Source organism: Tropicimonas sp. IMCC6043 (assembly GCF_004146235.1).
In the GTDB taxonomy this organism is placed as follows: Bacteria; Pseudomonadota; Alphaproteobacteria; order Rhodobacterales; family Rhodobacteraceae; genus Tropicimonas.
The window spans coordinates 15,411-29,083 of the sequence record NZ_SELO01000024.1 but is presented as its reverse complement, the minus strand read 5'-3'; the positions used below and the strand labels follow the sequence as shown (position 1 = coordinate 29,083).

Below are 13,673 nucleotides of genomic sequence, written 5' to 3'. Positions count from 1 at the left end.
AAGACCGATGAGAGACGCCTATATCTACGATGCCGTGCGTTCTCCACGCGGCCGTGGCCGCAGGGACGGGGCGCTGCACGAAGTGACCTCGGCGCGGCTTTCGGCGCAGATGCTCGACGCCGTCAAGCGGCGCAACGGGCTCGAGGGCCACGCGGTCGAGGACGTGATCTGGGGCAACGCCACGCAGGTGAAGGAACAGGGCGGATGCCTCGCGCGCACCGCAGTGCTCGCGTCGGACCTCGACCAGAGCATCCCCGGGCTCTCGATCAACCGCTTCTGCGCCTCCGGCATGGAAGCCGTGAACCTTGCCGCCAACCAGGTCCGCGGCGGTGCCGGAGAGGCCTATATCGCCGGCGGCGTCGAGATGATGTCCCGCGTGGCGATGGGGTCGGACGGCGCTGCGATCGCTGTCGATCCATCGATCGCCATGGAAACCAATTTCGTGCCCCAGGGCATCTCGGCCGATCTCATCGCGACCCTTTACGGCTTTACCCGCGACGAAGCCGATGCGCTGGCGGTCGAGAGCCAGCGACGCGCCAGCGATGCCTGGGACGCCGGCCGGTTCGCAAACTCCATCGTGCCGGTCACCGACCAGAACGGACTGACACTTCTCGACCGCGACGAGAGCATCCGCCCCGGCACCGACATGCAGGCGCTCGGCGCACTCCTGCCCGCCTTCGAGCAGATGGGCAAGACGCTGCCCGGCTTCGACAAGGTCGCGATCATGAAATACCCGCATCTCGAGGAGATCCGCCACATCCACCATGCCGGCAACAGCTCCGGCATCGTCGACGGCGCGGCGGCGGTGCTGGTGGGCTCAAAGGATTTCGGGGTAGCACAGGGCCTGACACCCCGCGCGCGCATCCGCGCAACGGCCAAGATCGGCACCGACCCTACGATCATGCTGACCGGCCCGGTGCCGGTGACAGAGAAGATCCTTGCCGAGGCCGGCATGGCGATCGGCGATATCGACCTGTTCGAGGTCAACGAGGCATTCGCGGCGGTCGTGCTGCGCTTCCAGCAGGCCTTTGGCGTCTCGCCGGACAAGGTCAACGTCAATGGCGGCGCCATCGCCATGGGTCATCCGCTCGGCGCCACCGGCGCGATCATCATCGGCACGCTGCTCGACGAGCTCGAACGCTCGGACCGGGAGGTCGGCCTCGCCACCCTCTGCGTCGCGTCGGGCATGGGCGCCGCGACGATCATCGAGCGGGTATGACGCGCCGCACCGCACGTTCTCCGGCCGTCAGCGCGGCTGGCCGCCAGGGAGCGCGCCCCCGCGGGCGGGCAATCAACAGGGACTGTTCCAGATGAGCGATTTCAGCATGGACGTGGGCGACGACGGCGTCGCCATCATCACCTGGGACACCCCGGGCCGGTCCATGAACGTGATGAGCCTCCAGGGCTTCGCCGACCTCGAGGCCCTTGTCGACCGGGTAATCGCGGATGATGCGATCTGCGGCGCGGTCATCACCTCCGGCAAGCCCGACAGCTTTGCCGGCGGCATGGATCTCAAGCTCATAGCGACGCTGAAGGAGCGCGTGGGCGAGATCCCCGCGAAGGGTCTCTTCGAGGGCGTGATGGGCATTCACGCAATTCTGCGCAAGATCGAGCGTGCCGGCATGGACCCGAAGACCAACCGGGGCGGCAAGCCCTTTGCGGCGGCGCTGCCAGGCACGGCGCTCGGCATCGGTCTCGAGATCCCGCTCGCCTGCCACCGGATCTTCGCCGCCGACGTCCCGAAGGCGAAGATCGGCCTGCCGGAGATCAAGGTCGGCCTCTTCCCCGGCGCAGGCGGAACGACACGGCTGGTGCGTCGGCTCGGCGCGATGGCCGCCGCGCCGCTGCTGCTCGAGGGCAAGCTGAACGATGGCAAACAGGCGAAGGCCGCCGGCGTGATCGACGAGGTCGTGCCGCCGGAGGAGTTGGTCGAACGGGCGCGTGCCTGGGTCCTGTCGGAGCCGAAGATCGTCAAGCCCTGGGACGAGAAGGGCTACAAGATGCCTGGCGGTGCGCCTTATCACCCTGCGGGCTTCATGACCTTCGTCGGTGCCTCGGCGATGGTGAACGGCCGGACACAGGGCGTCTATCCGGCCGCGAAGGCGCTCCTATCGGCGGTCTACGAGGGCGCGCAGGTCGATTTCGACACCGCGCTTCGGATCGAGTGTCGCTGGTTCGTCAACGTTCTGATGAACCCCTCCTCAGCGGCGATGATCCGTTCGCTCTTCATCAACAAGGAAGCGCTGGAAAAGGGCGCGAACCGTCCGGCCGCCCCCGACCAGAAGGTGTCGAAGCTGGGCGTGATCGGTGCGGGGATGATGGGCGCCGGCATCGCGCTGGTCTCGGCCCGGGCCGGCATCGACGTGGTTCTGCTTGACCAAAGCCAGGAGGCGGCGGATCGGGGCAAGGCGCATAGCGCGGCCTATGCCGACACCGGAATCAAGCGCGGCAAGTCGACGCCGGAAGAGAAGCAGGTGCTACTCGACCGGATCACCGCCACCTCGGATTCCAAGGAGCTTCGGGGATGCGACCTCGTGATCGAGGCAGTCTTCGAGGATCCCGGCGTAAAGGCGGAAGTGACGCGGCAGGTGGAGGCGGTCGTCGGGGAAGCCTGTATCCTTGCCACCAACACCTCGACGCTGCCGATCTCGGAACTGGCGAAGGCCAGCACGCGACCGGAGCAATTCATCGGCATCCATTTCTTCTCGCCGGTCGAGAAGATGCTGCTAGTGGAAATCATCAAGGGGCACGAGACCGGCGACCAAGCGGTAGCCAAGGCGCTCGACTACGTGCGCCAGATCCGCAAGACACCGATCGTCGTCAACGACGCGCGGTTCTTCTACGCCAACCGCTGCATCATCCCCTATCTCAACGAGGGGATACGGATGGTGACCGAGGGCATCAACCCGGCGCTGGTCGAGAACGCGGCGAAGCTTGTCGGCATGCCGCTCGGCCCCTTGCAGCTCACCGACGAGACCTCCATCGATCTCGGAGTGAAGATCGCCAAGGCAACGCGTGCGGCGATGGGTGCGGGCTATGACGATGCCTGCGACGATATCCTGTTCTGGCTGGCCGACGAAGGCCGATTGGGGCGGAAGGCGAAGGCCGGCTTCTACGCCTATGACGAGTGCGGCAAACGACAGGGTCTCTGGACCGGGCTGACGGAGAAATACCCTCTGGCTGCCGAACAACCCGCGCTGGTCGAGGTCCAGCACCGGCTGCTGTTCGTACAGGTGCTCGAGGCCGTGCGGGCGCTCGAGGAAGGCGTGCTGGCGGACATCCGGGAAGGCGATGTCGGCGCGATCCTCGGCTGGGGCTTCGCGCCGTGGTCGGGCGGGCCGTTCTCCTGGCTCGACATGCTGGGACCGCCCTATGCCACCGAGCGGACGAGCGCGCTGGCCGCGGCCCATGGCGCGCGTTTCTCGCCGCCGGACCTCCTTCGGGAGATGGCCGCAAAGGGACAGAGCTTCTACGGACGGTTCGCTCCGGCGGAAGCCGCAAACGGATAACGCCGCCGTTTGGACGACTCCCGGGACACGCGGGATGTCCCGGCCTGCCCGCCTGGCCTGAAGGGATAACCTTTGGGAACAGGCCACTGCTGCCGGCTGCGGCGGCACCGATCACGCTGCTCTTTCCGCTTGACCGGGCCGGACGGACCGACTACGCCCGCCGATACTGCGCGGTTGTAGCTCAGCTGGTTAGAGTGCCGGCCTGTCACGCCGGAGGTCGCGGGTTCGAGCCCCGTCAACCGCGCCATTTCCGCTTGGACACGCCCTCTGCTTTGGCGCATGCCTTTCTGGATGTTCAGGGCCGCCGCCCTGCAACACTCGATTGATGTTTTGCATTCGATGTTCTCCGGCGTTGACCGGATGCGAAAGCTGGAAAGGTTTGACCGGAGCACCTGTCTGGACCCGAGCCCAGACATGGCGGCTACGGCCAGAAGAGATTCACATTGGTGAGACCCGCAGATTTCGTCCTCTTGTGAATCGCCACAATACGATCCTGCAGTTTCGGAAACTGGCTCTCATGCGTTTCGACGAAGAGTTCACCGACTAGGTCGAACCGTTTCTCCTCCAACATCCGCTCGAGAATCGCCACTTCGGCACCTTCGATATCCATCTTCACCAGCGCTGGCGCTTGCTCCAAACTTTCGATGAAAGAGAAAAAGTCGACGCACTGGACCTCGAACGGGATGCTACCGGCCGTATGCTTCCCTCCCTCGACGATTGAATGAGACATCAACGCCAGCGGGTCTGCGCCTTCGTTGTTCTCGGGCCAGAATTGCACCGTTCCAGCCTCCGCCGCAATTGCCGCTTGATGGAGGACAACATTTGGCGTGTCGGCGAAACGGCGTTCGAGTTGAGCGAAGAGGGTTGGTTCGGGCTCGAAGGCATGGACTTCTGCACCCGTCGCCGCAAGCTTTGCTGTGTAGTCCCCGATATTCGCCCCAAGATCGAGGGCAATGCTGCCAGGCGTCAAGCCGGCAAGCACGGTATCGAAGGCAGCGAGGGTGTCCTTCATCCGCTCCATCCGAGCGGTCTTGAGCCACTCGAGGTAGGCCCGATTACCTTCCCAGCCCGGCATGAAGCGATACAAATGGTAGACGGACCCGAGTTTTTTCCTGAGCCCAAAGCCTTTCTCATACCAGCGGTACTCAGAACGTCCGTTGGTCGCGTTTCCCATCAGCGCTCCTCAATCTTTTGGTTCAAAAACTGCGTGATGCACGAAAGAATACCGGATTAAGCACGCATTTTCTCCAACTTTTCCACTTTGAATGTCTGTTCAAGGCGTGTCGGAAGACAGCGGTATGTCCGGCCCCCCTTTCTATGGGCCACTCCCAATTGGATATTCTGGGACCGGCGATCCGCCGGCGAGAGCTGTTCAAAAGAGGCCAGCGACGCACTGCCTCTTACCATGCGGGACCCGCCCGCCACGTAGTAGGTCGTCGGCTTAAGCCCAGTAAACCGCGCAGCCTCTTGCCGGTAGGAGAGCCTTTTCAGGCTATTTCGACATGACCGACGTCATTCCCTACTCGAACCTGAGCTTCGACCCGGCGACCTCGAAGATTCGCAGTCCTAGCTCGACCGAATCCATATTTTTTTAATGAAAAGAATTACTTGCGGCATCAAGGGAGGGTCCGCATCAGGGGTCGCTGTGCAGATCCCCGTATGTGTGCCCCTTCTCGAAGAAGCCGATCCAGAGATAGTGTCGGCGGTGCTTGAGCTGCTCGATCACCATGTGGACATAGGTCCAGTCCACCCAGATCTGAATCGTCTTCTGCGCCGCATCGTAGCTCGGCGTCTGCAGTTCGTCGTCCGACACGAAGCGCAGGATGCCGCGGGTCACGTCCGAGCTCGGCGTCGGCTCGCCGGTGAAAACGATATAGGCCTGCGATGTCGGCCGGCCGGCGGCGCTCGGAATGAAGCCGGCGGTGTGGTAGCGCGCCGTCCGGATTTGCAGGATCTGCCGGCCCGGCAGGGCCGCCAGCGGTTCCCCGGCCAGGTCCATCGCATCGCGGATATGCTCGATCTGGCGATCTATCTCGTCTTCGACGACAATGGTGCGGTTCATCTCGGCTCTTCCCGTCAGCATGGCGCCGAACATCCTGCGCCGGAGCATGACGGGAAAAGGTTACTTCGAGATTTCCGGCGGCGTGAAAACCGACCCTGCCCCTAGCTCCGCTCCGCCGACAGCGCCGCCAGCACCCGCGCCCAGCTGCGAATACCCTTGTGGAAACTCTCGACGTTGTATTTCTCGTTCGGCGAATGGATCGCGTCGTCGTCATTGGCGAAGCCGATCAGCATCGCGTCCATGCCGAGGACCTCCTTGAAGAAACCGGCGATCGGAATCGAGCCGCCCATGCCGACCAGCACCGCTTCGCGGTCCCATTCGTCGGAAAGCGCGGACCGGGCGGCCTCGAACTCGGGCCGGTCCGTGTTCATCACCGCGGCCGGGGAGCCATCGAGATTGCCGTCCCAGGTGACCGTTGCATCGGGCGAGAGCCGGTCCGAAACATGTGCGCGGATCTTCTCGCGCAGGCGGTCGGGGTCCATCGAGCCGACCAGCCGGCAGGTGATCTTGCAATGCGCTTTCGAAGGGATCACCGTCTTGCTGCCGGCCCCCATATAGCCGCCCCAGAGCCCGTTCACCTCTAGCGTTGGACGGGCCCATTGCTGCTCGAGCGTGGAATAGCCTTCCTCGCCATGCGCGCGGGACATGCCGACGCTCTCAAGGTAGGTCTTCTCGTCGAAGCCGCTGGCCTCCCATTGCCGCTTCATCTCGTCCGAGATCTCCTCAACGCCTTCGTAGAACCCCTCGACCGCGACGCGGCCGGTCTCGTCGTGGAATGAGGCGACGACGCGGGCGATCTCCTTCAGCGGGTTCAATGCCGGGCCGCCGTAATGGCCGGAATGCAGGTCGATCCGCGGGCCGGTGATGGTGAACTCATCCTTCAGCATGCCGCGGAGCTGGCTGGCGATTGAGGGCACGCCCGGCGCCACCATCGAGGTGTCGCAGATCAGCGCGAGCTCGGCGGTGAGCTCGGCGGCGTTTTCCTTCATGAAGGGGATGAGCGAGGGCGAGCCGCTCTCCTCCTCTCCCTCGAAGAAGAAGGAGATCTTCGCCGGCAGGCTGCCATGCACCGCCTTCCAGGCGCGGCAGGCCTCGACGAAAGTCATGAGCTGCCCCTTGTCGTCGGAGGACCCGCGGCCGCGGATCACCTGGCCATGCTCTTCCGTCTCCTGAAGCACCGGCTCGAAGGGCGGCGTCTTCCACTCGCCGAGCGGATCCACCGGCTGGACGTCGTAATGGCCGTAGAAGAGGACATGCGGACCGGCATCCGCCGTGTGGCCCACCACCATCGCATGGCCCGGCGTCGGTCGCTTGGCCGCGTCGACGCCGATCGAGACAAGATCGGCCACAAGCCAGTCGGCCGCCCGGTCGCATTCGGATCTGTAGGCCGGGTCGGTCGAGATCGACGGAATGCGCAGGAACTCCATCAGCCGGTCGAGAGCGGCGGGCAACTCGGCATCGATCCGGTCGAGGACGGGGGCAAGGCGGGGGTCTGACATTGGCGACTCCTTTTCGGGATTTTGGCGGGACCCTAGATCGGTTCGCGGGGGGATTGAAATCGCAATCGGCATGTCGTGGGACCGTTTCGGCGACAGCTGAGGCAACGGGCTGAAATGCCGCCGTCACCGCACGCCCGGAGTCCTGGAAACGCCCCCCGCAGGGGGACCGTCGGAATGGGCCCTTCCCTTGCCCGCGGGAAGGAGTCTTCATGCCTCCGGTTGGGATACTTCTAGACAGAAGAAGAGCCGGAACGTACCGATTGGCCGCCGCCAGATCAATCTCGGCGCAAAACGTCGAAGCGACATTGTTTGGCTTTGGTGTGAACGGACCTGGCCGAGGACACGATTGCCAGGCACATGGTCCGGGCCTTTCGTGCTCCCTGGCTTGCCCGCACCTGCAATTCGCCGCGCGACAGGTCTCGACACTTGAATGGGCTCCAAGAAGGATCCTTCGTTACACCTCGATTCCGGCCAACCGGAAGCTCGCGAGATAGTGCTCGATGTCTTCGGCCAGCGCACAGGTCTTTGCCATGTTACGTGCGTAGCGTACGGTGTCGAACCGCACCGGGGCTGAATCGACGATCTGGCGGGCCATCTCCCTGTCGCCCAGCCGAGCGAGGTTCGCGGCCTTGAGCAACGTGATGTAGTAGGGTGGATCCGGCATCATTTCCAGCGCCGCGAGGCTTCCTGCATAGTCGCGGCAGATATGCCGCCCTTCTCCCAATCCGCAGAAGAACCCGGGCGGCACGAGGAATGGCTTCGTTGGAGACATCGCCTGTTCCATGAGCGCCCGGCCCTTTTCGTAGGAGCCGCAGGCAATGAGAGCGTGACCGTGAGTCATGACGATTTCACCGTCCCGGGCGCCAATTCGAAGCGACGCTTCTGAGAGCCTCAACCCATCCCGCGGCCGGCCAAGCATGATGAGCGTCATTGACGCCTTCTGGAGCGTGAACGGATCGTTCCGATCACATCTCATCGCCTGTTCGAGGGCGCCTTCAGCGAGCTCCACGGTCTGGTCTGAACCAAGTCCAAGTTGCTGCGAAAAAAGACTATATCCGTAGAAGAATGCGACGTAGGCGTGCGCCCGCCCGTAGCGCGGATCGGCTTCGACAGCCTTCTGGGCGAACTGCATGGCCAATGCTTCGTCGCCGGCGCGCCATGTCGAACGGGCCTTCAGAAAGTACGTATAGGCCGTTTTCGAGGTCGTCGGATCCTTGGTGCGTTTCTCCTGCGCCGCGTCGTCGAGATTGAAGGACAGATGAGATATGAGTGCGTCGACGATGGAGTCCTGAACCGAAAAGACATTCGTGGCCGCGAAGTCAAATCGCTCGCCCCAGACCTGCATCCCCGTTTCGACATCGATAAGCTGCACGTTCATCCGGATCGTCTGTTCCACGAACCTGAGCCGACCCTCGACGACAAAATCTGCCGCCAGATGCCGTCCCACTTGCACAGCGGACGGGTTCTGCACGGTGCCATTCAAGCGGGAACGATAGGGCGTGACGGCAAGGTGGCGATACCGCCCCAACTCGATCACGACGTCTTCCCAGAGCCCGTCGGAGACCATTTCTGCGAACCGGTCATTCAACAAACTCGAAAACGGCAGGATCACCACATGGGTCGAAGATGCCTCACGCCCCTGCGCGGGGACGATGTTGTGGGACGTATCAGTAGTCCGGCCCTCGCGAACCTGGCGCTCGACGATCCCGTGGTCGGACAAAGTCGGAGGCGGGCCGACATATTGGTAGCCGCGCCCGTGCACGGTCCTGATGACGTTCGGCCCCAACGCCTTTCGAAGCGCGGAGATATGAACCTGTAGCGTGTTTTCCTCGACCGCGAGATTTGGCCAGACCGCATCCAGAAGTTCGTTCTTTCCGACAACCGAACTCGCACGTTCCAGCAGAACCGACAGAACTTCGCAGGCCCGATCGCCCAGTTGGACCGATCCCTGCGGACCATGCAGCCGCCGCTCGCTCTTGAAGAGTTGGTATTCGCCGAACTGGATATCCAAGCCACGTCTCCCTGAGACCAGGATACCACCTGGACCCATTCCTGTAAGCTCGGTTCAGGAAGCATCAGAATTCTTCAGGTTCGTCCCAAAGACCCCACCGGGACATGCGGTCATCCTTCGAAGAGAAGGAGATGCGCAATGACCACGTCACCAACTCTGAATACCGCGATGGGCAAACCCGCCAATCGCTCGCTATCGGGCTTGCGGTCAGCCACTGCCGGTCTTGTGCGGCGGGTGGCATCGGTCGCTCGCGGACTCGTCAGGACGGTCGCCCTGACCTTCGTTACCGTGGCGAAGGCCTTCGAGATGGCCCATGTGGAGCCTTTCGCCGGACGTGGACCTGATCACAGGCAAAATCGCTAACGCTCGTCGCGACATATGTGCCGGCGCTTCGAACGATGTCGAAGGCGATGCCCCGGCGGTGCCGGCCCAGATTTCTGTCGCCATTTCAAAACGATATGTCTCTTTCACGGCGAGATCCCAGCCCCGGGTTCCTCGCCTCTACACACCACATCGATCCATTTCGTCCCGTCAAGAGGTGGACGTGCACCTTTGCTGTCCGATCGCCCGGTCTCGCTGTTAGCGGATCGGCCCTTGGCGGCGGCGGTCTGGCCACCCGGACGCTCTGCGGCACCGCAGGGGCCGCCTCCAGGGCCTCGTCGACTCCGGCAAATCCGGCCACCAGCGCCACTGCGTCGCGACGCGACGGCACGGAATAGTGCCATGCCGTCCCGGCGCGCCTTGTGGCTTGCGGCCTTCCTGGTCCAGACCAGTATGATCGCTCCCCGTCCTTGTGCGGTTCAACGGCCCCGGCATAGGTGAACAAAGCCTTCCAAAGCAGGGTTCCAAGGGCCTTACCGGGCGGACGGCAATTTGCCGGAAAAGCAGCGGAGCCGCAGCAGTGTCGCGGTTGCGGAAGAAATTATCTCCAAGAGAAACGACTGTTTCGCATGGCGAGACAAAATCACCCGTCCTCCCGGCCTTCTGCCGTGTCCATCGCAGCAATTGTTCCGGCCTCACCGCTCGGCTATCCTTTCGCACAGAGAGGCGGAGCAGGCCCATGACAGCGCTCACAAAATACAGCCGGCTGGAAAGCCCCGGCATCTGGCGTCCGGACCCGGATGCACAGCGCCAGGACGTCATCGTCTCCTTCGGCGACGCTTCGCTGGTAATCTCGGACCGCAATGGCCGCGCGTTGAGCCACTGGTCTCTCGCCGCCGTCGTGCGGATCAATCGCGGCGAGCGGCCGGCGCTCTACACGCCGTCGGCAGATGGCAGCGAGACGCTCGAGATCGACGACGCGACGATGATAGAGGCGATCGAGACCGTGCGCGGCGCGATCCTGAAGTCACGGCCCCGCCGCGGCCGGCTCCGCCTCCTGCTTGTCGGCGGAACGGTCGCGGTTGCGCTCGCTGCCGCAGCGCTCTGGCTACCTGGCGCCCTCATGCGGCACACCCTCGCCGTGGTACCCGATCCGACCCGAGCGGAAATCGGCACCGCGCTCTTCCAGGCCATCGGCCGGGTCACCGGCAGCCCCTGCCGCAGCGCCCGCGGCGATCAGGCGCTGGCTCGGCTCCACGCCCGTCTGCTCGCGCCGGACAAGGGCGGGTTGCTGGTCGTGCCGGAAGGAGTCTCGAACACGATCCTCCTGCCCGGTGGCATCATGCTGCTCAACCGCAGCCTGGTCGAGGACCATGAATCGCCAGATGTCGCGGCGGGATACATCCTTGCCGAAGCGACGCGCCAGGAGAGTATCGACCCGCTCCGCCCGGTGCTCGAGGCCGCAGGGCCGATCGCCACGCTGCGCCTTCTGACCACCGGACACCTGCCAGAGGACGTGCTGAAGAAACATGCCGAGACACTCACCACCGCGGCGCCCACGCCCGTCGCCGAAGACAGGCTGCTCGCGCGCTTCGCCGCCGCCGGGGTGAGTTCCACCCCCTATGCCTATGCGCTCGACGTCACCGGAGAGGCGACGCTGCCGCTGATCGAGGCCGACCCGATGCGTGGCGGCGGCGCGCGCAAGCCGGTGCTGGAGGATGGCGACTGGGTGGCCCTCCAGGGAATCTGCGGCAACTGACCGCGCGACCGGGCTCTGCGGTCGGCAACTGGCGGCAGCCCGTGCGGGGAGCGCGCCCATTCGCCGGGTTGACCCTCCGTGCATCTGGGAACCCTCTGCCGACCATCACGACCCAAAGGGACCCCGCCATGTTCCGGACCACGACCACCGCCCTCTCCGCGGCCCTCCTGCTCGCCGCGTCCACGCTTACCGCGCGGGCCTATAGCGGCGAGATACTTGTCACCTGCCGACTGAACCCGCAGGGCGACAATTTCCTGGCATTGCGGAACTGCGGATCGACCCGTTGCGCGATGCTCGCGAAGCTGGGCCCCGATAGTTTCATGCTGACGCTTGAGCCGTATGCGATCAAGGGCTGGCGGCAGGTCATTGTGCTCGATGGCCCGCAAGACCAGACTCTCGACGGTCCGGCCGGTTGGGTATACGAGGAATACGCCTGCCCGACTGCCTACTGAACGGGTTTTACGCGGACCGGGACGGCTGTACCGGCGGCTCACCACCGTCGACGAGCCGCACCGACAGCGCCGCGAGGTGGCTGTCGACAAGGTCACGCTGCCTCGGCGAGAGCGGCTGGTGTCGCGCATAGCGCGGCGCGGCGCGATCATTCAGTACCGGTGTCGTCCAACCCGCCGTCGTGGCGAAGAACCGTTCCGCCCCGATCTCTCCAAACACGTCGAGGAACCCCAGGACCACCGTGTCGATGTAACTCAGAAGCACCGGATGCGTGACATCCGGCGGCGCTGCGTGGCCGGCGGGCACGGCGTAGACCACGGCCTCTGCCGGCGAGCCGCAGGCGCTGAGCAGTGCCCGGACAGGGTGCCGGTCATAGGCCCGCTCGCGCGAATCGAGTGCCCCCCAGTCCGCGTCAGGAACCTCGGCCACGAGCCCGTCGATCTCGGCGTCGCTGCGCTCCACGGACAGATAGGCGAGCGGGCGCAGGTGGGTGTGGACCCAGACGCGGCGCCAGCCCTCCAGCCGCGCCGGGCGTGCGTTCGCGTAAGTGTGGGTGGCCCGGTTGACCAGCGAGCCGTAGCCGAAGACCTGCCGATGCTGCATGGTGCCGAAATGACGGTTCGGGCAGAGGAAGGCAAGGCTTGTCGGCGCCGCGATCATTCGCTATCCCGAAATCATCCCGCGTCGGGAGAATTCGGTCCCTAGGGACCGATGCCGAAGGAGCAACCGCCCCGGTAAACTCTCAGGCCGAAGGACCGCACGGGTGAACGGAACTCTGGAGAGAGGGGCGATCGCCCCCGCCGAAGGGATAACGATCTCAGGCGAAAGGACAGAGGGGGCATCGGGTGGGCCGTATTGGGGCCCCGGAAACGGTGCCGTTCGGTTTGCCTGACGGCCGGAAGCGAGACGACGGAGGGATGCCCTTGGGCGAGAACCTGGAAAAAACCCCGCTCCACGCACTGCACCTCGAGCTGGGCGCGCGGATGGTGCCCTTCGCCGGCTACGAGATGCCGGTGCAATACCCCACGGGGGTCATGAAGGAGCACCTCCACACCCGCACCGCGGCGGGCCTTTTCGACGTGAGCCACATGGGCCAGCTTCTCCTCGAAGGCGACAATGCCGCGCTCGACCTCGAGCGGCTGGTTCCGCAGTCGATCTGCGGCCTCGGCGACCGGCGCCAGCGCTATGCCTTCTTCACCAATGAAGATGGCGGGATACTGGACGATCTCATGGTGGCGCGGCGGGCCGACGGCGACCTCTTCCTTGTCGTGAACGCAGCATGCAAGGCGGCCGACATCGCGCATCTGCGCCGGCATCTCGGCGCCACAACCGTAATCGAGATCACCGACCGCGCGCTCCTCGCGCTTCAGGGACCGGCCGCGGAGACCGCCCTGTCGCGGATCGTGCCGGTTGAGTCGATGGCCTTCATGGAATCGACCGTCTTTCCCAGTGATTTCGGAAACCTCTGGGTCTCACGGTCCGGCTATACCGGCGAGGACGGCTTCGAGATTTCCGTGGCCTGCGACCGGGCGGAAGATTTCGCCCGCGCCCTGCTCGAAATGCCGGAGGTCGAACCGATCGGCCTCGGCGCACGAGATTCGCTCCGACTCGAAGCCGGATTGTGCCTCTACGGCAATGACATCGACGCGTCGACCGATCCGGTTCAGGCCGATCTCGGCTGGGCGATCCAGAAGGCGCGCCGGAAGGGCGGCGACCGCGAAGGGAAGTTCCCGGGCGATTCCGTCATTCTGCGGAAACTTGCGGATGCGGCCGACGACGCGGACAAGCGCCGGGTCGGGATCCGCCCCGACGGCCGCGGCCCGATGCGCGAGGGCGTCCAGCTCTTCGAGAACGAAGCGGACGACACGCCTGTCGGGACCATCACGTCGGGCGCCTTCGGCCCTTCCGTCGACCATCCGATCTCGATGGGCTACGTTCCCGCCCGCCTCGCCCATCCCGGCACGCGGATCTGGGGCGAGGTACGCGGCAAGCGACAGCCCGCCGAGATCGTCCGCCTTCCCTTCCGTCCTGCCACATACAAGCGCTGAGGAGCTTTGCCGAT

The 13,673-nt window shown here is 64.5% G+C and carries 10 protein-coding genes, 1 tRNA gene and 1 riboswitch; of the genes, 6 read left to right on the top strand and 5 right to left on the bottom strand.

Features of this window, described 5'->3' with window-relative positions:
• The first annotated feature begins 7 nt into the window (after nucleotides 1-7).
• The 3 genes from EU800_RS18300 to EU800_RS18290 all read left to right on the top strand — a co-directional run bounded on the left by EU800_RS18300 (nucleotide 8) and on the right by EU800_RS18290 (nucleotide 3,756).
• Nucleotides 8-1,219 (top strand): acetyl-CoA C-acetyltransferase, encoded by a 1,212-nt coding sequence (locus EU800_RS18300; RefSeq protein ID WP_129634471.1) that lies wholly within the window; start codon nucleotides 8-10, stop codon nucleotides 1,217-1,219.
• 91 nt (nucleotides 1,220-1,310) lie between these two features.
• On the top strand, nucleotides 1,311-3,509 hold the full coding sequence (locus EU800_RS18295) for a 3-hydroxyacyl-CoA dehydrogenase NAD-binding domain-containing protein (protein WP_129634470.1): 2,199 nt from the start codon (nucleotides 1,311-1,313) through the stop codon (nucleotides 3,507-3,509).
• Nucleotides 3,510-3,679: 170 nt separating this feature from the next.
• A tRNA-Asp gene (locus tag EU800_RS18290) sits at nucleotides 3,680-3,756 on the top strand.
• A gap of 174 nt (nucleotides 3,757-3,930) precedes the next feature.
• Here EU800_RS18290 and EU800_RS18285 read toward each other — a convergent pair.
• The 4 genes from EU800_RS18285 to EU800_RS18270 all read right to left on the bottom strand — a co-directional run bounded on the left by EU800_RS18285 (nucleotide 3,931) and on the right by EU800_RS18270 (nucleotide 9,081).
• Nucleotides 3,931-4,683 carry an FkbM family methyltransferase gene (locus tag EU800_RS18285; protein WP_129634469.1) on the bottom strand — a complete coding sequence of 251 codons (753 nt, stop codon included), beginning with the start codon at nucleotides 4,681-4,683 and terminating at the stop codon, nucleotides 3,931-3,933.
• A gap of 459 nt (nucleotides 4,684-5,142) precedes the next feature.
• A complete protein-coding gene (locus tag EU800_RS18280; RefSeq protein WP_129634468.1) occupies nucleotides 5,143-5,592 on the bottom strand; it encodes a hypothetical protein in 450 nt (149 codons plus the stop codon).
• Between the two features lie 80 nt (nucleotides 5,593-5,672).
• Complete coding sequence (locus EU800_RS18275; RefSeq protein WP_129634467.1) at nucleotides 5,673-7,070, bottom strand: M20/M25/M40 family metallo-hydrolase; 1,398 nt, start codon at nucleotides 7,068-7,070, stop codon at nucleotides 5,673-5,675.
• Between the two features lie 454 nt (nucleotides 7,071-7,524).
• A complete protein-coding gene (locus tag EU800_RS18270; RefSeq protein ID WP_165354722.1) occupies nucleotides 7,525-9,081 on the bottom strand; it encodes a winged helix-turn-helix domain-containing protein in 1,557 nt (518 codons plus the stop codon).
• A gap of 1,060 nt (nucleotides 9,082-10,141) precedes the next feature.
• Between EU800_RS18270 and EU800_RS18265 the strand changes: the two genes are divergently transcribed.
• Entirely contained in the window at nucleotides 10,142-11,161 is a 1,020-nt protein-coding gene (locus EU800_RS18265) for a hypothetical protein (RefSeq protein ID WP_129634465.1), read from the top strand.
• Between the two features lie 128 nt (nucleotides 11,162-11,289).
• Nucleotides 11,290-11,613, top strand: a complete 324-nt coding sequence (locus EU800_RS18260; protein WP_129634464.1) for a hypothetical protein — start codon at nucleotides 11,290-11,292, stop codon at nucleotides 11,611-11,613.
• A gap of 7 nt (nucleotides 11,614-11,620) precedes the next feature.
• Here EU800_RS18260 and EU800_RS18255 read toward each other — a convergent pair whose 3' ends face one another.
• Nucleotides 11,621-12,271, bottom strand: a complete 651-nt coding sequence (locus EU800_RS18255) for a gamma-glutamylcyclotransferase family protein (RefSeq protein WP_371685644.1) — start codon at nucleotides 12,269-12,271, stop codon at nucleotides 11,621-11,623.
• A 14-nt stretch (nucleotides 12,272-12,285) separates the two neighbouring features.
• Nucleotides 12,286-12,379: riboswitch (glycine riboswitch) on the top strand.
• Between the two features lie 155 nt (nucleotides 12,380-12,534).
• On the opposite strand from EU800_RS18255, the gene gcvT reads away from it, so the two are divergent.
• The gene (gcvT, locus tag EU800_RS18250; RefSeq protein ID WP_371685643.1) at nucleotides 12,535-13,659 is read left to right on the top strand and encodes a glycine cleavage system aminomethyltransferase GcvT; all 1,125 of its coding nucleotides are present in this window, start codon (nucleotides 12,535-12,537) and stop codon (nucleotides 13,657-13,659) included.
• The last annotated feature ends 14 nt before the right edge of the window (nucleotides 13,660-13,673 follow it).

Bases quoted from the DNA above. Each gene is read 5' to 3' on its own strand.
- EU800_RS18300 (WP_129634471.1), top strand. From the start codon at position 8: ATGAGAGACGCCTATATCTACGATGCCGTGCGTTCTCCACGCGGCCGT.
- EU800_RS18295 (WP_129634470.1), top strand. From the start codon at position 1,311: ATGAGCGATTTCAGCATGGACGTGGGCGACGACGGCGTCGCCATCATC.
- EU800_RS18285 (WP_129634469.1), bottom strand. From the start codon at position 4,683: ATGGGAAACGCGACCAACGGACGTTCTGAGTACCGCTGGTATGAGAAA.
- EU800_RS18280 (WP_129634468.1), bottom strand. From the start codon at position 5,592: ATGCTGACGGGAAGAGCCGAGATGAACCGCACCATTGTCGTCGAAGAC.
- EU800_RS18275 (WP_129634467.1), bottom strand. From the start codon at position 7,070: ATGTCAGACCCCCGCCTTGCCCCCGTCCTCGACCGGATCGATGCCGAG.
- EU800_RS18265 (WP_129634465.1), top strand. From the start codon at position 10,142: ATGACAGCGCTCACAAAATACAGCCGGCTGGAAAGCCCCGGCATCTGG.
- EU800_RS18260 (WP_129634464.1), top strand. From the start codon at position 11,290: ATGTTCCGGACCACGACCACCGCCCTCTCCGCGGCCCTCCTGCTCGCC.
- EU800_RS18255 (WP_371685644.1), bottom strand. From the start codon at position 12,271: ATGATCGCGGCGCCGACAAGCCTTGCCTTCCTCTGCCCGAACCGTCAT.